The organism is Afipia massiliensis, from assembly GCF_001006325.2.
GTDB classification, from domain to species: domain Bacteria; phylum Pseudomonadota; class Alphaproteobacteria; order Rhizobiales; family Xanthobacteraceae; genus Afipia; species Afipia massiliensis_A.
In genome coordinates, this window is record NZ_LBIA02000001.1 from 4,076,288 (window position 1) to 4,094,904 (window position 18,617).

At 61.6% G+C, this 18,617-nt stretch carries 20 protein-coding genes and 2 tRNA genes; 5 read left to right on the forward strand and 17 right to left on the reverse strand.

The genetic code is table 11. The features are described 5' to 3' along the window. Positions 1-5: 5 nt before the first annotated feature. From nuoK to YH63_RS19645, 15 genes are all read right to left on the reverse strand, one after another. The gene (gene nuoK / locus YH63_RS19575; RefSeq protein WP_002711592.1) at positions 6-314 is read right to left on the reverse strand and encodes an NADH-quinone oxidoreductase subunit NuoK; all 309 of its coding nucleotides are present in this window, start codon (positions 312-314) and stop codon (positions 6-8) included. Further along, positions 311-949: an NADH-quinone oxidoreductase subunit J gene (locus tag YH63_RS19580; RefSeq protein WP_046829970.1), complete on the reverse strand. Its 639-nt coding sequence runs from the start codon at positions 947-949 to the stop codon at positions 311-313. Before YH63_RS19580 ends, nuoK begins: the two co-directional genes overlap by 4 nt. A 9-nt stretch (positions 950-958) precedes the next feature. Beyond that, positions 959-1,447, reverse strand: coding sequence for an NADH-quinone oxidoreductase subunit NuoI (nuoI, locus tag YH63_RS19585; protein ID WP_046829971.1), 489 nt, complete (start codon positions 1,445-1,447; stop codon positions 959-961). Positions 1,448-1,457: 10 nt separating this feature from the next. Continuing rightward, a complete protein-coding gene (nuoH, locus tag YH63_RS19590) occupies positions 1,458-2,498 on the reverse strand; it encodes an NADH-quinone oxidoreductase subunit NuoH (protein ID WP_046829972.1) in 1,041 nt (346 codons plus the stop codon). A 10-nt stretch (positions 2,499-2,508) separates the two neighbouring features. Continuing rightward, positions 2,509-4,584 carry an NADH-quinone oxidoreductase subunit NuoG gene (nuoG, locus tag YH63_RS19595; RefSeq protein WP_046830313.1) on the reverse strand — a complete coding sequence of 692 codons (2,076 nt, stop codon included), beginning with the start codon at positions 4,582-4,584 and terminating at the stop codon, positions 2,509-2,511. A gap of 5 nt (positions 4,585-4,589) precedes the next feature. After that, positions 4,590-5,915 (reverse strand): NADH-quinone oxidoreductase subunit NuoF, encoded by a 1,326-nt coding sequence (gene nuoF, locus YH63_RS19600; RefSeq protein WP_046829973.1) that lies wholly within the window; start codon positions 5,913-5,915, stop codon positions 4,590-4,592. Positions 5,916-5,925: 10 nt separating this feature from the next. Further along, positions 5,926-6,105, reverse strand: coding sequence for a hypothetical protein (locus YH63_RS19605; RefSeq protein ID WP_046829974.1), 180 nt, complete (start codon positions 6,103-6,105; stop codon positions 5,926-5,928). Then, entirely contained in the window at positions 6,102-6,872 is a 771-nt protein-coding gene (gene nuoE, locus YH63_RS19610; RefSeq protein ID WP_046829975.1) for an NADH-quinone oxidoreductase subunit NuoE, read from the reverse strand. The genes YH63_RS19605 and nuoE overlap by 4 nt, the downstream gene beginning before the upstream one ends. Positions 6,873-6,907: 35 nt before the next feature. Beyond that, on the reverse strand, positions 6,908-7,876 hold the full coding sequence (locus tag YH63_RS19615) for an FkbM family methyltransferase (protein ID WP_046829976.1): 969 nt from the start codon (positions 7,874-7,876) through the stop codon (positions 6,908-6,910). Continuing rightward, a complete protein-coding gene (locus tag YH63_RS19620; RefSeq protein WP_046829977.1) occupies positions 7,876-9,069 on the reverse strand; it encodes an NADH-quinone oxidoreductase subunit D in 1,194 nt (397 codons plus the stop codon). The genes YH63_RS19615 and YH63_RS19620 overlap by 1 nt, the downstream gene beginning before the upstream one ends. 58 nt (positions 9,070-9,127) lie before the next feature. Further along, a complete protein-coding gene (locus YH63_RS19625; RefSeq protein WP_083992735.1) occupies positions 9,128-9,508 on the reverse strand; it encodes a four helix bundle protein in 381 nt (126 codons plus the stop codon). A gap of 30 nt (positions 9,509-9,538) precedes the next feature. After that, positions 9,539-10,147 (reverse strand): NADH-quinone oxidoreductase subunit C, encoded by a 609-nt coding sequence (locus YH63_RS19630; RefSeq protein WP_046829979.1) that lies wholly within the window; start codon positions 10,145-10,147, stop codon positions 9,539-9,541. A 6-nt stretch (positions 10,148-10,153) separates the two neighbouring features. Beyond that, complete coding sequence (locus YH63_RS19635) at positions 10,154-10,750, reverse strand: NuoB/complex I 20 kDa subunit family protein (protein ID WP_046829980.1); 597 nt, start codon at positions 10,748-10,750, stop codon at positions 10,154-10,156. Further along, a complete protein-coding gene (locus YH63_RS19640) occupies positions 10,741-11,106 on the reverse strand; it encodes an NADH-quinone oxidoreductase subunit A (RefSeq protein ID WP_046829981.1) in 366 nt (121 codons plus the stop codon). Before YH63_RS19640 ends, YH63_RS19635 begins: the two co-directional genes overlap by 10 nt. A gap of 261 nt (positions 11,107-11,367) precedes the next feature. Beyond that, complete coding sequence (locus tag YH63_RS19645) at positions 11,368-12,459, reverse strand: tartrate dehydrogenase (protein WP_046829982.1); 1,092 nt, start codon at positions 12,457-12,459, stop codon at positions 11,368-11,370. 194 nt (positions 12,460-12,653) lie between these two features. On the opposite strand from YH63_RS19645, the gene YH63_RS19650 reads away from it, so the two are divergent. The 4 genes from YH63_RS19650 to YH63_RS19665 all read left to right on the forward strand — a co-directional run bounded on the left by YH63_RS19650 (position 12,654) and on the right by YH63_RS19665 (position 15,334). Beyond that, positions 12,654-12,730, forward strand: a tRNA-Asp gene (locus tag YH63_RS19650). 266 nt (positions 12,731-12,996) lie between these two features. After that, positions 12,997-13,299: an HU family DNA-binding protein gene (locus YH63_RS19655; RefSeq protein WP_046829983.1), complete on the forward strand. Its 303-nt coding sequence runs from the start codon at positions 12,997-12,999 to the stop codon at positions 13,297-13,299. A 209-nt stretch (positions 13,300-13,508) separates the two neighbouring features. Beyond that, complete coding sequence (gene pepT / locus YH63_RS19660; RefSeq protein ID WP_046830314.1) at positions 13,509-14,756, forward strand: peptidase T; 1,248 nt, start codon at positions 13,509-13,511, stop codon at positions 14,754-14,756. After that, on the forward strand, positions 14,753-15,334 hold the full coding sequence (locus YH63_RS19665; RefSeq protein WP_046829984.1) for a hypothetical protein: 582 nt from the start codon (positions 14,753-14,755) through the stop codon (positions 15,332-15,334). Before pepT ends, YH63_RS19665 begins: the two co-directional genes overlap by 4 nt. Before the next feature lie 43 nt (positions 15,335-15,377). Here YH63_RS19665 and YH63_RS19670 read toward each other — a convergent pair whose 3' ends face one another. Next, on the reverse strand, positions 15,378-15,686 hold the full coding sequence (locus tag YH63_RS19670) for a YciI family protein (protein WP_046829985.1): 309 nt from the start codon (positions 15,684-15,686) through the stop codon (positions 15,378-15,380). 151 nt (positions 15,687-15,837) lie between these two features. Between YH63_RS19670 and YH63_RS19675 the strand changes: the two genes are divergently transcribed. Further along, positions 15,838-15,914, forward strand: a tRNA-Val gene (locus tag YH63_RS19675). Positions 15,915-16,081: 167 nt separating this feature from the next. Here the strand turns inward: YH63_RS19675 and lon are convergent. Then, on the reverse strand, positions 16,082-18,508 hold the full coding sequence (gene lon, locus YH63_RS19680) for an endopeptidase La (protein ID WP_046830315.1): 2,427 nt from the start codon (positions 18,506-18,508) through the stop codon (positions 16,082-16,084). Positions 18,509-18,617: the final 109 nt, after the last annotated feature.

Genomic DNA, 18,617 nt, shown 5'->3' on the forward strand with positions numbered 1-18,617 from the left:
CCCTATCAGCCCTTCATCAGATTGATGTCCTCGACCGCAATCGATCCCCGATTGCGGAAGAACACCACCAGCACGGCAAGACCGATCGCGGCTTCTGCCGCGGCGACCGTCAACACCAGCAACGCGAATACCTGCCCGACGATGTCGCCGAGAAACGCCGAGAACGCCACGAGGTTGATGTTCACGGCGAGCAGAATGAGTTCGATCGACATCAGGATGACGATGACGTTCTTCCGGTTGAGGAAGATGCCGAGAATGCCCAGCGTGAACAGGATCGCCGCAACGGCGAGATAATGACCGAGGCCGATCGTCATTTCACCCACTCCCCGGAATCCGCATCCTGCAAGCCCTGCCCCACGGCGACCTTGCGGACATCCATCGCCGCCGCCTTGGTGCGGGCGTTCTGCACGTTGATGTCCTGCCGCTTCACCTTCGGCTTGTGCCGCAGCGTGAGCACGATGGCGCCGATCATGGCGACCAGCAGGATCAGCCCCGACAACTGGAAGTAAGGCAGATACTTCGTGTACAGCACGAGGCCGAGCGCCTCGGTGTTGCTGACGCCGCTAGGGATCGGCGACGTGATCGCCTTCGCGATATTCGGGTTCAAGACCCAGCCGCCCGCAACCAGCAGCAGTTCCGCGAGGAACACGGCGCCGATCAAGAGGCCGAACGGCAGATAGTCGATGAAGCCCTGCCGCAGTTCGGCGAAGTCCACATCGAGCATCATGATGACGAAGAGGAACAGCACCGCGACCGCGCCGACATAGACCACGATCAGGATCATCGCGAGGAATTCCGCCCCGAGCAGCATGAACAGTCCGGCTGCGTTCACAAACGCCAGGATCAGGAACAGCACCGAATGCACAGGGTTGCGCGAGGTCACGACCATGACCGCTGACGCCACGCAGACGCCGGCAAACAGATAGAAGAAGAGCGCTGGACCGATCATACCCTCACCTCACCGGTACGGCGCGTCGAGTTCGATGCTTTTCGCAATCTCACGCTCCCAGCGGTCACCGTTAGCGAGCAGTCTCGCCTTGTCATAATAAAGTTCCTCGCGCGTTTCCGTCGCGAATTCGAAATTCGGACCTTCGACGATGGCGTCGACCGGACATGCCTCCTGGCAAAGTCCGCAATAGATGCACTTCACCATGTCGATGTCGTAGCGCACCGTGCGGCGCGTGCCGTCGTTGCGGCGCGGACCGGCCTCGATGGTGATGGCCTGTGCCGGACAGATCGCCTCGCACAGCTTGCAGGCGATGCAGCGTTCCTCACCGTTCGGATAACGGCGCAGCGCATGCTCGCCACGGAAGCGCGGCGAGATCGGTCCCTTCTCGAAGGGGTAGTTCAGCGTCGGCTTCGGCTTGAAGAAGTAGCGCATGGCGAGAATGAACGCCGAGACGAACTCTTTCAGCAGAAGTGAATTGGCTGTGCTTGCTATGCCCATGACGACGACCTCATTTCGGAGCAAGCCCCCCGAATTGCAAAACAGCGGCGACGATCACAACCATCGCCAGCGACAACGGCAGAAACACCTTCCAGCCCAGCCGCATGAGCTGGTCGTAGCGGTAGCGCGGCACAATCGCCTTCGCCATCGCGAACAGGAAGAACATGAAGAACAGTTTCAGCACGAACCAGATGACGCCCGGCACCCAGGTGAACGGCGCGAACGGGATCGGCGACAGCCAGCCGCCGAGGAACAGGATCGTCGCCAGCGCGCACATGGTGCAGATGGCGACATACTCGCCGAGCATGAACAGCAGGTACGGCGTCGAGCCGTATTCGGTCATGAAGCCGGCGACCAGTTCCGATTCCGCTTCGACCAGGTCGAACGGCGGACGATTGGTTTCCGCCAGCGCCGAAACGTAGAAAATCACGAACATCGGGAACAGCGGCAGCCAGTACCAGCCGAGAATACCGAGCTTGGTGTCCTGTGCGGCGACCACCGCCGTCAGGTTCAACGAACCGGCGCACAGCAACACGGTGATGATGACGAATCCGATGGAGACTTCATACGACACCATTTGCGCGGCGGAGCGAAGTGCGGCGAGGAACGGATACTTCGAGTTCGACGACCAGCCGGCCATGATGATGCCGTAGATCGACAGTGACGAGATCGCGAAGATGTAGAGGACGCCGACATTGATGTCGGCGATCACCCAGTTGAGATTGACGGGGATCACCGCCCACGCCGCCAGCGCCAGTACGCACGTCACCAGTGGCGCGAGCAGGAACACGGCCTTGTTCGCGCCGTCCGGAATCGTTGGTTCCTTGAGCACGAACTTCAGCAAGTCCGCGAAGGATTGCAGCAGGCCCCACGGTCCGACCACGTTGGGGCCGCGCCGGATCTGCACAGCCGCCCAGATCTTTCGGTCGGCCAGCAGGATGTAGGCAATCCCAACCAGCAGCAGCACGAGCAGCAGCACGCTCTGCGCGACCATGATGATCAGCGGCCACAAAATGCCAGTCCACAACTCGCTTGCGAAAAATTCGGTCATCGGATCACGCTCACTCCGCCGCCGTCAGCATTTGCCCGGAGGCGAGCTTCGAACATTCGGCCATCACCGCGGACGCCCGCGTAATGGGATTGGTCAGGTAGAAATCCTGGACGGCGCTCTTGAATGCGCCCTTCTCGACCGAACCGCCACGCGCCGCAAGCGCTTTCACGCCCGCCGCGTCGCCCGCCTCGATCTGGTCGATCCGCATCAGATGCGGCACCGCCTTGAAGATCGCCTGCCGCAACTGCGCCAGCGAGTCATAAGGCAGCTTCTTGCCGACAGCTTCCGAGAGAGCGCGGATGATTGCCCAATCCTCGCGCGCATCGCCCGGCGGGAACGCGGCGCGGTTGGCCATCTGCACACGGCCCTCGGTGTTGACGTAGATGCCGGCCTTCTCGGTATAGGCAGCGCCCGGCAGGATCACGTCGGCGCGGTGCGCGCCCTTGTCGCCGTGGGTGCCGATGTAAACCACGAAGGTGCCGTCCGCCGGATTGATGTCGTCGGCGCCCAGCGAGAACAGCACGTCGAGCGTGCCGAACGTGGTCATCTGCGCCACCGTCAGACTTCCCGGGCCCTGCGCGAAACCGATGTCGAGCGCGCCGACCTGCGACGCCGCCTTGTGGAGCACGGCAAAACCGTTCCAGCCGTCCTTGAGCGCGCCGAAGTCCGCAGCGAGCTTCGCCGTCAGCGCCAGCGCGGCGACGCCGTCGTGGCGTGCAGCCACACCCGCGCCGACCAGCACGATCGGATTCTTCGCCCCCTTCAGCACGTCGGCGAAGGAATGCTTGCCCGCGGCCAGATCGGTCAGCGTGTCGGTGCCGGCACCGAGATGCTCGTAGTCATAGGTGAGATCGGCCTTGTCGCCGATCACGCCGATCTTGAGCGCACCGGTGCGCCAGCGCTTGCGGATGCGCGCGTTGAGCACGGCCGCTTCCTTGCGCGGATTGGAGCCGACGATCAGCAATGCATCCGCCTGCTCGATGCCGGCGATGGTCGGATTGAAGATGTAGGACGCACGACCGGCTTTCGGATCGAATGCCGCGCCATCCTGGGTGGCGACATTGGTCGAGCCGAACTTGCTCATCAGGTCCTTGAGCGCGAACATGTCCTCGACGGCGGCGAGATCGCCCGCAATCGCGCCGATGCGCACGCCGTGCAGCGGTGCAGTCTTCGCAGCAATCGCGGCAAACGCTTCGGACCACGACGCCGCGCGCAGCTTGCCGTTCTCGCGGATATACGGCCGGTCGAGGCGCTGCGTGCGCAGGCCATCGACGATGTGGCGCGTCTTGTCGGAGATCCACTCCTCGTTCACGTTCTCATTGATGCGCGGCAGAATGCGCATCACTTCGCGGCCGCGCGTATCGACTCGGATCGCCGAGCCGACCGCATCCATCACGTCGACGGACTGGGTCTTGCCGAGCTCCCACGGACGCGCCGCGAACGCATAAGGCTTCGAGGTCAGCGCGCCCACGGGGCAGATGTCGACAAGGTTGCCCTGCAACTCCGACGTCAATGCGCTCTCGAGATAGGTCGTGATCTCGACGTCTTCGCCGCGGCCGGTCAGGCCCATTTCCGGCACGCCGCAGACTTCGGTGGTGAAACGGACACAGCGCGTGCACTGGATGCAGCGGGTCATCGAGGTCTTCACCAGCGCGCCGATGTACTTGTCTTCCACCGCGCGCTTGTTCTCGGCGAAACGGCTGGTATCGACACCGTAACCCATCGCCTGATCCTGCAGATCGCACTCGCCGCCCTGATCGCAGATCGGGCAATCCAGCGGATGGTTGATCAGCAGGAATTCCATCACGCCTTCGCGTGCCTTCTTCACCATCGGCGATTTGGTCTTGATCGCCGGCAGTTCGCCATTCGGCCCGGGACGGCAATCGCGCACACCCCATGCGCAGCTTGCCACCGGCTTCGGCGAACCCGCGACCTCGACGAGGCACATGCGGCAGTTGCCGGCGATGGAAAGACGCTCGTGATAGCAGAAGCGCGGAATTTCAGCGCCAGCCGCCTCACACGCCTGCAACAGCGTGTACTCGCCCGGAACGTCGATCTCTTTGCCGTCGATGAGAATTTTGGTCATCGCCATTACTCCGCCGCGACCATGTTGACGGGATCGAGAACACCGATGTCATCGATCGTCGACTTGCGCGTGAAATCATCAATGCGCCGCTCGATTTCCGGACGGAAGGCGCGGATCAGTCCCTGAATTGGCCAGGCAGCCGCATCGCCGAGCGCGCAGATAGTGTGACCTTCGACCTGCTTGGTGACTTCCAGCAGCATGTCGATCTCGCGCTTGTGGGCGCGGCCCTCGACCATGCGCGACAGCACGCGCCACATCCAGCCGGTGCCCTCGCGGCACGGCGTGCACTGGCCGCAGCTTTCATGCTTGAAGAAGTAAGAGATACGCGCGATGGCCGCGACCACGTCGGTCGACTTGTCCATCACGATCATGCCGGCTGTGCCGAGGCTCGACTTCGCGGCGCGGGTGCCGTCGAAATCCATGATGAGATCCTGACAATCCGCCGCCGGGATCAGCGGACAGGATGCGCCGCCGGGAATGACCGCCAGCAGATTGTCCCAGCCGCCGCGAATGCCGCCGCCGTGCTTCTCGATCAGTTCACGGAACGTGGTGCCCATCGCGTCTTCGACGACGCACGGCGTATTCACATGACCCGAAATGCCGAACAGCTTGGTGCCGACATTGTTGGCGCGGCCGATACCCGCGAACCACGCAGCGCCACGACGCAGGATGTCCGGCGCCACCGCGATCGATTCCACGTTGTTGACGGTGGTCGGGCAGCCATAGAGACCGACGTTCGCCGGGAACGGCGGCTTCAGGCGCGGCTGGCCCTTCTTGCCTTCGAGGCTTTCAAGCAGCGCGGTTTCCTCGCCGCAGATATATGCGCCGGCGCCGTGGTGGACATACATCTCGAACGGATAGCCGTGGATGTTGTCCTTGCCGATCAGCTTGGCCTCGTAGGCCTGATCGACCGCAGCCTGCAGATGCTCGCGCTCGCGGATGAATTCGCCGCGCACATAGACGTAGCAGACATGCGCGCCCATGGCGGCGCTCGCAATCAGGCAGCCTTCCACCAGCAGATGCGGATCGTGCCGCATGATCTCGCGATCCTTGCAGGTGCCGGGCTCCGACTCGTCGGCGTTGACGACCAGATAGCTCGGGCGTCCGTCGGCGTTGTCCTTCGGCATGAACGACCATTTCATGCCGGTCGGGAATCCCGCACCGCCGCGCCCGCGCAGGCCCGATGCCTTCATCTCGTTGACGATCCAGTCGCGGCCCTTGTCGATGATCGCCTTGGTGCCGTCCCACGCGCCGCGACGGCGTGCGCCTTCGAGACCCCAGTCGCCCTGGCCATAGAGATTGCGGAAGATGCGGTCCTTGTCGTCGAGCATAGTCGCTACCTTAAGACCCTGAACGCTTGGATTGCTGATACGCGAGCCCGCCCGCCATCGTTCCGAACCCGATGGCCCAGAACACGGCTGACTGAAGCTCGGTCTTCAAGATGTAAAAATTCAGCACGAAGATGAACACCGCCGCGCAAACGGCGTGAAAAGCGATATGTTTGAGAAGCTGTGTGCTCATGATGCGCCTTTCGGTGGTTTTGTCGCGGTCGCATCGCCCATCGGCGGCTTCGGCGACGGACGCTCTTGCACGTTCGCGGACTCGGTCTGCTTCTTGGACTCGGCATCCGTCAGAACCGGCTTGTTCGGTGCTGACGCACTTCCCTTGTTATCGTTGTCGGCGTCCGACGTGAGCGAGGTCAGCCCGGTCACGGGCGCGGCAAACTGGCGGTCGATCTGCGGACCGGGCTTCGGCGGATTGCCCGAGGCGAAGCCGTCGAGCACCTTGTTCAGACTTTCCGGCGTCAGATCCTCGTAGGTGTCCTTCCAGATCATCACCATGGGGGCGTTCACACAGGCGCCGAGGCACTCGACCTCTTCCCAGCTGAAATTGCCGTCAGCCGAGACGTGGAACGGATCGTGATGAATCCGGTTCTTGCAAACCTCGATCAGATCCTTCGAGCCGCGCAGCATGCACGGCGTCGTGCCGCAGACCTGCACGTGCGCCTTCTTGCCCACCGGCTCGAGCTGGAACATCGTGTAGAAGGTCGCGATTTCCAGCACGCGGATGTAGGGCATCTCGAGGAGGTCGGCGACCGCGCGGATCGCAACTTCCGATACCCAGCCCTCGTGCTGTTCCTGAACGCGCCACAGGATCGGGATCACCGCCGAGGCCTGACGGCCGGGTGGATACTTCGCGATCTGGGCTTTCGCCCACGTCAGATTCTCCGCGCTGAACGCGAAGCTGGTGGGCTGCTTTTCTTTCGGGGCCAAACGGCGGACGGCCATCGTTTAAATCTTTCGGTCTTTCATTGCGCCACTTCCTATCGCGTCATGGCGCGGCGCGCGTTGCCAGAATTCATGCTGTAGATGCGCTGTTCCCAGAACGCGCTCGATGTCGCGAACACGTTGTAACCGACATGCGAGGCGACCTTGATGCGGTCGAGCGTGGACAACTTGGTCAGTTCCTCGAACCGATCCGTCGCCGGATCGTGGATGATCGCCTTCATCGGCGTCTGTTCGAGAATGTAGCGCGACACGCTGTGGGTCGGATCGTTGCCGTGCTCCTCGCAGACCACGACCGAATCCGTCTCCAGAATCCGCTTGCCGCCCTTCATCGCGTCGATCTCGACGCCTTCGACGTCGAGCTTGATGATGTACTTGCCCTGCGCCGGGATCTTGCCGTCGTCGATCAGGTTATCGAGCGCAAGCACCGGGACTTCCTCACCGCCCGCATTCGCCCCCCCGGCAATGCTGAAAGCTTCATGCTTGGTGCCCGACAAGCGCGCCGTGCCGCGCGCGGACCCGATGGCGGCATTGATCGCCTCGAACCGGCCACCGTTGATCTTGGCATTGTGCGCGAGCCGCGGAAAATTCCGCGACGACGGCTCCATCGCGATCGAACGGCGTGAGCCGAAGCGCTGGCTGGAGACCATCACCGACCAGTAGCCGTAGTTCGCGCCGCAATCGATCAGCGTGTAGTCGACGTCCTTCGAATCCAGCAGGAACAGCTCAAGCTCGTCTTCGTACTTGAAGGTGCGGTTGAGCAGCTTGCTCCAGTAGCCGTCGCCGTAGGGAAACGAAAACGTCGCGTCCGGATTGAGCATGATGTTGATGTCGCGCTCGGGCAGCAGCTTCTTCAGAAGATTGGCGGCGCTGTTGTAACCGCGATGCGAGATGTACGCGCCGACCTTTGACCCAGCGAGCAGCGCGAAGCCGATGCTGCGCTCCCACGGCGTAGCACCGGTCATCTCGCCGGTGATGCGGTCAAAAATAATCGGCTGCTGCGTCATCAGCGATCCACCTCGCCGAACACGATATCGAGTGAACCGAGGATCGCAGACACGTCGGCGAGCAGATGGCCCCTGCAGATGAAATCCATCGCCTGAAGATGCGCGAAGCCCGGCGCGCGGATCTTGCACTTGTACGGCTTGTTGGTGCCGTCGGAGACCAGGAACACGCCGAACTCGCCCTTGGGCGCCTCGACCGCGGCGTAGACTTCGCCGGCGGGCACACGAACGCCTTCGGTATAGAGCTTGAAGTGATGGATCAGCGCTTCCATCGAGCGCTTCATCTCGCTCCGCTTGGGCGGCGCGATCTTGTTGTCCTCGACGACAACCGGTCCCTGCCCGTCCGGCGCGCGCAGCTTCTCGATGCACTGCTTCATAATGCGCACCGACTGGCGCATTTCTTCCATGCGGATGCAGTAGCGGTCGTAGCAGTCGCCGTTCTTGCCGATCGGAATATCGAAATCCATCTCGGCGTAGCATTCGTAAGGCTGCGATTTGCGCAGATCCCACGCTGCGCCCGAGCCGCGAACCATCACACCGGAGAAGCCCCACTCCCACGCCTGCTCGAGGGTCACGACGCCGATGTCGACGTTGCGCTGCTTGAAGATGCGGTTGTTGGTGAGCAGCGTTTCGAGATCGTCGCACACCGTCAGGAACGGATCGCACCAGTTATAAATATCGTCGATCAGCTTCGGCGGCAGATCCTGATGCACACCGCCGACGCGGAAGAACGCCGCATGCATGCGCGAGCCCGATGCGCGCTCGTAGAACACCATCAGCTTTTCGCGCTCTTCGAAACCCCAGAGCGGCGGCGTCAGCGCACCAACGTCCATCGCCTGCGTGGTGACGTTGAGAAGATGCGACAGGATGCGGCCGATCTCGGAATACAGAACGCGGATCAACTGTCCGCGCCGCGGCACGGTGATGCCGAGCAGCTTTTCCGCCGCGAGGCAGAACGCATGCTCCTGATTCATCGGCGCGACGTAATCGAGCCGGTCGAAATACGGGATCGCCTGCAGATAAGTTTTCTGCTCGATCAGCTTTTCGGTGCCGCGATGAAGCAGACCAATATGAGGGTCCACGCGCTCGACCACTTCGCCGTCAAGCTCCAGCACAAGGCGCAGCACGCCGTGCGCCGCCGGATGCTGCGGTCCGAAGTTGATGGTGAAATTGCGCATGCCGGGCGTTTCGGTCATCGCGTTTGCTCCACACGCGAGCGAATGGCGAATAGCGAATAGCGAATGGCGATCAGCGTCATTTCGTTGTCTTTTCCTGCAACGACCGAATTAACGCGCGCAACATCTTGCCTAATTTCTCGCATTGATCGAGCGCGAACTGCATTTCCGATTTCGCCAGAATACCCACGCGCTCCGATAGCAGCAGATGCGTTTCCAACTCTTTCAAAGAACCTTGCGCGATTCGCAGATGCTGCACGAAGTTGCCGGTGTTGTCCCGACCGTGACCTTCCGCGATATTGGCGGGAATTGATCCCGTCGCGCGACGAATTTGAGATGTAAGACCGAACAACTCGTCGCGGGGAAATGAGCGCGTCAATCGATAGCAGGCTTCCGCCAAGGCCATGGCTTCCTGCCACACCCTCAGGTCCCGATACGAATTGATCGATGGTTCGCTCAAATCTCATCCCTATTCGCCACTCGCCATTCGCTACTCGCCACTTCTCTTCTCATCGCCCGGCAGCGGATAGTCCGCGCCTTCCCACGGCGAGAGGAAGTCAAACTTGCGGAATTCCTGATTGAGCCGCACCGGTTCGTACACCACGCGCTTTTCCGCGTCGTCGTAACGAACCTCGACGAAGCCGGTCAGCGGGAAATCCTTGCGCAGCGGATGACCGTCGAAGCCGTAGTCGGTCAGCAGGCGGCGCATGTCCGGATGCCCGGTGAAGATCACGCCGTAGAGATCGTAGGTCTCGCGCTCGAACCAGTCAGATCCCGGAAACACGCTGATGATCGACGGCACCTGCGTGGTCTCGTTCGCCTCGCCGCGCAGCCGGACACGCGTGTTCAGCACCGGCGACATGAAGTGATAGATCACGTCGAAACGGTTCTCGCGGCCGGGATAATCCACCGCGGTAACATCGGTGAAGTTCACGAAGCGGAAGCGCGGATCGGTCTTCAGCACGCGAACGACATCGACGATCTTCGCCAGATCAACCGAAATCGTGAGTTGGTTGAACGCTACCGAATGACCGAGCGCCGCGCCCGGAAGCGCGGCCAAGATCGTCTGGCCAAGTGCGTCTAGTTTCGCATCATCCATGTGCGATTACCGTTCAATCGTTCCGGTGCGCCGGATCTTCTTCTGCAGCAGCAGCACGCCGTACAGCAGCGCTTCCGCGGTCGGCGGACAGCCCGGAACATAAATATCGACGGGCACGATGCGGTCGCAGCCGCGCACCACCGAATACGAGTAGTGATAGTAGCCGCCGCCATTGGCGCACGAGCCCATCGAGATCACGTAGCGCGGCTCCGGCATCTGGTCGTAGACCTTGCGCAGCGCGGGCGCCATCTTGTTGGTCAGCGTGCCGGCAACGATCATGACGTCAGACTGGCGCGGCGATGCACGCGGCGCAAAGCCGAAGCGCTCGACGTCGTAGCGCGGCATCGAGACCTGCATCATCTCGACCGCGCAGCATGCGAGGCCGAAGGTCATCCACATCAGCGAGCCGGTGCGCGCCCAGGTGATCAGGTCGTCGGTCGCGGCAACGAAGAAGCCCTTGTCGGACAGTTCGCTGTTGATCTCGAGGAAGTACCTGTCGTCCGCGCCGACCGGCAGACCGGTGCGCGGATCGAGAATCCCCGTCGCCGCCTGCGAGACTGCCGGCTGCATGATCGAGGGCGCCGTGTTCGGGCTCAATCCCATTCCAGCGCTCCCTTCTTCCACTCGTAGGCAAACCCGACGGTCAGCACAGCGAGGAACACCATCATCGACCAGAATCCTGCGAGGCCGAGTTTGCCGAACGCCACCGCCCACGGAAACAGGAAGGCGACTTCGAGATCGAAGATGATGAACAGAATCGCGACGAGGTAGAACCGGACGTCGAATTTCATGCGCGCATCATCGAACGCATTGAAGCCGCATTCGTAGGCCGAAAGCTTTTCCGGATCGGGCTGCTGATAGGCAACGATGAAGGGCGCAACCAGCAGTGCGAGACCGATCACGGTCGCGACTCCGATAAACACCACAAGTGGCAGATAGTTCTGCAGAATTCCGCCCATCGGCGACCCTTATGCTGTCGGCTTTGTTCCGGAGATTCGCGGAACATTGGAATGGTTCTGAGGGATAGCGCAGCGCAACACGCAGGGCAAGACAAGCTATTTTTATTGCTCAGGTTCTTCGCATTTTCGACATGGCGCCATGCAGCGGGCGCGCACCCGTCTCGTTCGCTGCGAGGACTTGGGGTCTCTGGAACTAAAGGCTAAGGGCGCGCCGTCCGGTCCGATAAATCAGCGGAAAATTGGACCGGACGCGTTAGCGCTTCAGGACAGGACGCGCGCGATTTCCTTGCCGCATGCAACCGTGTCGGCCTTGCCGCCGAGGTCCCTCGTTCGCAGTTTTTCGTCGGCCAGAACGGTCTCGATGGCCGTCACAATCGCCTTGCCGGCTTCGGGCTCGCCGAGGTGATTCAGCATCATCGCCGCCGACCAGATCTGGCCGACCGGGTTGGCGATGCCCTGCCCGGCGATGTCAGGCGCGGACCCGTGTACCGGCTCGAACAGCGAGGGAAACTTGCGTTCCGGATTGAGGCTGCCCGAGGGGGCTATGCCGATGGTGCCGGTGCAGGCCGGTCCCAGGTCGGACAGGATGTCCCCGAACAGGTTCGAGCCAACCACGACGTCGAACCAGTCCGGGTGCAGAACGAAGTTCGCGGCCAGAATATCAATATGATACTTGTCCCACTTCAGGCCGGGGTAATTCTTGGCCATTTCTTCGACCCGCTCGTCCCAATACGGCATCGTGATCGAGATGCCGTTCGACTTGGTCGCGGACGTCAGGTGCTTCTTGGGGCGGCTTTGCGCGAGCTCAAAGGCGAACTTCAGAATCCGGTCGACGCCGACTCGCGACATGACGGTTTCCTGAAGCACCACCTCGCGGTCGGTGTTGGGGAACATGCGCCCGCCGATCGACGAATATTCGCCCTCGGTGTTCTCACGCACAACGAAAAAGTCGATGTCGCCGGGCTTCCGCCCTGCCAACGGTGACTTTACGCCGGGCATGAGGCGCACCGGACGCAGGTTCACGTACTGGTCGAATTCCCGCCGAAACTGGATCAGCGATCCCCACAGCGAAACGTGGTCCGGGAGAATCGCCGGCATGCCGACCGCGCCGAAGAAGATCGCGTCGTGGCTGCCGATCTGGGTCTTCCAGTCGTCCGGCATCATCTGACCGTGCTTCAGATGGTAGTCGCAGGAGGCAAAATCGAAGCTGTCGAGTTGCAGTTCGAAATTGAACTTCTTGGCCGCCGCCTCCAGCACCCGCAGCCCCTCCGGCACCACTTCCTTGCCGATTCCGTCGCCGGGAATCACGGCCAGTCTGTATTTTCGGTTGGTCGCGGTTCTGCTGGCAGACATACGGCGCTCCTCGGCTGAGTGCGGTTCAAATGCCGGGAACGCTGTTGATCCCGGCATTTCTAGGGATACGCGGTGTTCCTACATGAAGCCGGACGGTTTCCAAAATAACGAACAAACAAGAACAGCGACGGCGCACCTTGACTTGGTATGTCCCCCCCTTTAAGTCCCACCACCTGCGGACTGTTCACGGTCTTGCGGGAGTAGCTCAGTTGGTTAGAGCGCCGGCCTGTCACGCCGGAGGTCGCGGGTTCGAGCCCCGTCTCTCGCGCCAGATTTTCCCCTGAAAACAAACACTTCAGCAAAATTGGTTCGTCTCCCACCCGCGTTTCGCGCGGCGTGAGGTCTGCTGGCGGCCCTGCTGCGCTGCGCCGCATCGGCGGAAAATCACGAATCCCTCTAAAAAACAGCCCTTTTATTCCTGTCGATTTCAAAAATAGGCTATTTACGGGCAAAACTCGTAGGCAGATCGCCCCCGAATCAAATAAGCCCTGATTTACCGGTAGTTCTACAGCCTAGTATCCACGAGGAGGGCCACACATGGCGAAGAAAGCAGCGACGACCCCAGCAACAGTTACCCTGAAGCACCTTGCCGCAGCACTGGCCGAAGAGCACGAGTTGTCGAAGAAGGCCGCCGAAACAATCCTCGGCGATCTCGTCACCAAGATCACCAAGCACCTCAAGAAGGGCGAGCGTATCCGCATCGTCGGCCTCGGCATTCTTCAGGTTCGCAAGCGCGCCGCCCGCATGGGCCGCAACCCGGCCACCGGCGAAGCGATCCAGATCAAGGCCAGCAAGAAGGTTGCCTTCCGCGCAGCCAAGGAATTGAAGGAAGCCGTTTAACACCGGCATTCTCGACCTGAAGGCCCAACGCCATTCCGGTCCGCCGGGATGGCGTTTTTTTGTGGCTCTCGTCATTGCGAGCGAAGCGAAGCAATCCAGTCTTCGAATCGCAGAAAGCAAGGTGGATTGCTTCGTCGCAAGTGCTCCTCGCAATGACGAACGGGTGCTTCTACATTGCCGCAAGCGTCGCGAAGATAACGGGATACGACATGCAGCCTCCGAACTTCTCCCACACCGTCCTCGACCGATTCCTGCGCTACGTGCGAATAGATACCCAGTCGGACGCGTCGTCCCCCACCTGCCCCTCCACTGAAAAGCAGAAAGACCTTGGCCGCCTGCTCGCGCAGGAACTGCGCGATCTCGGGCTCAAAGACGCACATCTCGACGAGCACGGCTACGTCTACGCCACGATCCCGTCGAATACCGACAAGACCGTTCCGGTGATCTGCTTCTGCTCGCACATGGACACCTCGCCGGACTGCACCGGCAAGGACGTCAAGCCGCAGATCGTGAAGAACTATCGCGGCGGCGACATCGTGCTGCCCGCGGATCCCAGCCAGGTCATTCGCGTCACCGACAACCCTGCACTCGCGGACCAGATCGGCAGCGACATCGTCACCACCGACGGCACCACCCTGCTCGGCGCTGACAACAAGGCCGGCGTGGCCGAGATCATGGATGCGGCGCAGATCCTGATCGCCAATCCGCAGATCAGGCACGGCGCCATCAAGATCCTGTTCACGCCGGATGAGGAGATCGGCCGCGGCGCCGACAAGGTCGACCTGAAAAAGCTCGGCGCTGCTTTCGGCTACACCATCGACGGCGAAAGCGCCGGCCACCTCGAAGACGAGACGTTCTCGGCAGACGGCGTGACCATCACCATTAAGGGCGTCAGCATTCATCCAGGCTTTGCCAAGGGAAGGATGGAACATGCGCTCAAGATCGCGTCCCGCATTGTCGACCGTTTGCCGAAAGACCTCGCGCCGGAAACCACCGAAGGCCGCGAAGGCTTTCTGCATCCGGTCGGACTCGAAGGCGGCCTCGACAGCGCGAGCCTGTCGCTGATCGTGCGCGACTTCACCGAGCAGGGTCTGAAGGACAAGGAAGCGCTGCTCGAGGACATCGTGCGCGGCGTCATGAAGGATTTTCCGCGCTCGACCTATACGTTCGAGGTCAAGCAGCAGTACCGCAACATGAAAGAGGTGCTCGACCGGTATCCCGAGGTGGTCGAGTACGCTCTGGAAGCGATCGATCGTGCCGGCCTGCAGCCGGTCCTCAGCAGCATCCGCGGCGGCACCGATGGGTCGCGCCTGTCATTCATGGGGCTGCCCTGCCCCAACATCTTCGCCGGCGAACATGCGTTCCACTCGCGCCTCGAATGGGTCAGCGTTCAGGACATGGAAGCCGCGGTACGGACGATCGTGCACCTCGCCGCGATCTGGGAGGAAAAGGCATGATCCGGACTTTGAACCGTCTCAGCGCGTTGCTGGCGCTTGCGCTGCTCGTGCCGTTGAACGCACACGCACAGGAACAGCGTTTCGACATCACCGTGACGGCAGATGCCACGAAGAACAACGGCAGCCCGTGGGACGGCGTGCCGCGGCTCGGCAATTCAAAGCTCAATATCAACGCGGCGCCCGATATCGCGGTGTGCCTCGTGCGCGCTAATGCAAAGCCGGAATGTCTGTGGCGGCCACAGGGACGCCGCCTGCTCTCGATGTGCCAGAACGCATCGACCTGCACGTTCAGCAATGTCGCGCTACAGCCGCTGCCGATCGGACTGGTGTTCATCGATATCGACGCGCGCAACCACGACATCATCGACGTTGCAATTCTCAGCGACAAGCAAGACGCCAAGGCGAACGAGGACATAAAGGACTCGCTGCGCACCGCGATGACGGTGCTGACGCCGCACCGCTCTGAGGACACCAAGGAGCACCTCGTTCGCGGCGCGAAGCTGCTCGCCCTCGCCGATTGTGCTGGCGGAAAGCCGTGTCGCCTGACGCAATCGCAATTCACGCTCACCAGGCGTTAGAACGTCTCTCCATGCCTGACCGCTCGGCGGAGCGACTCCGCAGTCAGTTCCGCATCCGCAACTGGAGCATCGGCAGCACGTCGTAGCGCGCGCCGACATTGGCTTTGATCATCGGGTCTTCAGCGACGATGGCGCGGACGTCGTCGGCGCTCTCAGTGTCCGCCATCTCGAACAGCGACATGCCCCAGCCGCCCGCCGGATCGGCCACCGGCCCGTGCGCGACAACGCCGCCCCTCTCCAGCAGCGCCTGCAGGAACTCGCCGTGCGACTTCATCAGCAGCCTGTCGTCAGGCGTCATGGTCTTGAGGAAATCCGGCCCCGGCGGCACAAAGCGGCACATGAAATACTTCATCGAACCAACTCACGCTGAGGAGCAGTCAAAATTGGGCGGCTAAGGCTGGCCGGACAAAATCATCTAGATTGTCAAAATGGCGGTGACGTGACGAAATGCACGCCCGAATGACTTGCGCCGGCGCGGACGACAGGGCAAATACAGCGCTGACGGGCGGTTAGCTCAGCTGGTTAGAGCATCTCGTTTACACCGAGAGGGTCGGCGGTTCGAATCCGTCACCGCCTACCATTCCCCTGAATATCAACAGCATCAATTCGCCGCGCCGGCGACCGCAAGAGCGCGCCGTCAAGGCGACGGATCGCGGCACGAGCGGAGCAGCGCTTACCGCTGCCGCTCTCCCAAAAAGAAAACGGCGCCCCGAAGAACGCCGTTTCCATTCATTTTTACCGTTTCGCTCAGTGCGCGGTCAGGCCGCCCGCAGCCTCGTCCGCGTCGGGCTTTGCCAACGCTTTGACATCCTCTTCCCAGACGATCGGGGTCGGGACCCGCACCAGCGCCTTCGCCAGCACCTCGTCCATCCGAGCGACCGGGATGATCTCCATGCCGCCCTTGATGGCGTCGGAAATCTCCGTGAGGTCCTTGGCGTTGTCTTCCGGAATGAAGACCGTCTTGATGCCGCCACGTCCGGCCGCAAGCAGCTTTTCCTTCAGACCGCCGATCGGCAGCACCCGTCCCCGCAGCGTGATCTCGCCGGTCATGGCGACATCATGCCGGATCGGGATGCCGGTCAGCACCGAGACGATGGCCGTCGTCATCGCGACGCCGGCCGACGGGCCGTCCTTCGGGGTCGCCCCCTCCGGCACGTGCACGTGGATGTCACGGCGCTCGAACAACGGCGGCTCGATGCCGTAGTTGATCGCACGCGAGCGGACATAGGACGCGGCAGCCGAGATCGACTCCTTCATCACGTCGCGCAGGTTGCCCGTCACCGTCATGCGGCCCTTGCCGGGCATCATGACGCTTTCGATGGTGAGCAGCTCGCCGCCGACATCGGTCCACGCGAGGCCCGTCACGACGCCAACCTGGTCGTCGCTCTCGATCTCGCCGTAACGATACTTCGGCACGCCCAGGAACTCTTCGAGCGTCGCTTCCGTGACCTTCACCGACTTCTTCTTCGAGATCATCAGCTCCTTCACCGCCTTGCGGGCCAGTGTGGAGAGCTCACGCTCAAGATTACGCACGCCCGCTTCGCGGGTGTAGCGGCGGATCATCATCAACAGCGCGTCGTCGTCGATCGACCATTCCTTCGAGTTCAGGCCGTGCTTGCTGATCGCGTTCGGGATGAGATGCTTGCGGGCGATCTCAGCCTTCTCGTTCTCGGTGTAGCCGGCGATGCGGATGATCTCCATGCGGTCCATCAGCGGTCCGGGAATATTGAGCGTATTCGCGGTCGTGATGAACATCACGTTGGAGAGGTCGTAATCCACCTCGAGGTAGTGATCGTTGAACGTGCCGTTCTGCTCGGGGTCGAGAACCTCAAGCAGGGCCGACGACGGATCGCCGCGGAAATCGGCGCCCATCTTGTCGATCTCGTCCAGCAGGAACAGCGGGTTCGAGGTCTTCGCCTTCCGCATCGACTGGATGATCTTGCCAGGCATCGAGCCGATGTAGGTTCGGCGGTGTCCGCGGATTTCCGCTTCGTCCCGCACGCCGCCCAGCGACACGCGCACAAACTCACGTCCGGTCGCCTTCGCTATCGACTTGCCAAGCGAGGTCTTGCCGACGCCCGGAGGGCCGACGAGGCACAGGATCGGTCCGGTCAGCTTGTTAGCGCGCGACTGCACGGCGAGATACTCGACGATGCGGTCCTTGACCTTCTCAAGCCCGTAGTGATCCGAGTCGAGCACTTCCTGCGCGGCAACCAGGTCCTTCTTGACCTTGGACTTCTTGCCCCATGGAATCGACAACAGCCAATCGAGATAGTTGCGCACGACCGTCGCCTCGGCGGACATCGGAGACATCTGCCGCAGCTTCTTCAACTCGTGCGTCGCCTTCTCGCGAGCTTCCTTCGAGAGCTTGGTCTTGGCGATCTTCTCTTCCAGATCGGCCAGCTCGTCGCGACCTTCGTCGTCGCCGAGTTCCTTCTGGATCGCCTTCATCTGCTCGTTGAGGTAGTACTCGCGCTGGGTCTTCTCCATCTGGCGCTTGACGCGCGAGCGGATCTTCTTCTCGACCTGCAGCACCGAGATTTCGCTCTCCATCAGGCCCATCACCTTCTCAAGGCGCTGGGAGACGGACAACGTTTCCAGGATGGTCTGGCGGTCGGAGATCTTGACGGCGAGATGCGACGCCACGGTGTCCGCGAGCTTCGCGAAATCCGTGATCTGCTGAACGACACCCACCACCTCGGCGGAAATCTTCTTGTTCAGCTTCACATAGCTTTCGAAGTCGGACACGACCGAACGCGACAATGCTTCCGCCTCGACGCTCTTGGCGTCGACGTCGGCAAGCGCCACGGCTTCGGCTTCGTAGAAGTCGCTGCGGTCGGAATACTTGCCAGCCTTGGCGCGCTCGAGCCCCTCCACCAGCACCTTCACGGTGCCGTCGGGAAGCTTCAGGAGCTGCAGCACACTGGCGAGCGTGCCGATCTCGTAAATTGAATCGGGAGCCGGATCGTCATCGGACGCGTTCTTCTGCGTCGCGAGGAAGATCAGCGCATCGTTCTTCATCACCTCTTCGAGCGCCTTGATCGATTTCTCGCGGCCGACGAACAGCGGCACGATCATGTGCGGGAAGACGACGATGTCGCGAAGCGGCAGCACCGGATAGGAGTGGCTTTCGCCGTGAACGATGACTGGACGAGGCTTTGAGGCAGTTGTCATGCCCATATTCCTTTTGTTGCGCCCCCTTGCACGCAGTCCGCCGTTCTGACGCGACCGCCACAAGGTGCCTTGTGTGCCGGATAAAGAAAGAGCTCTTTTGAGCCAGTGG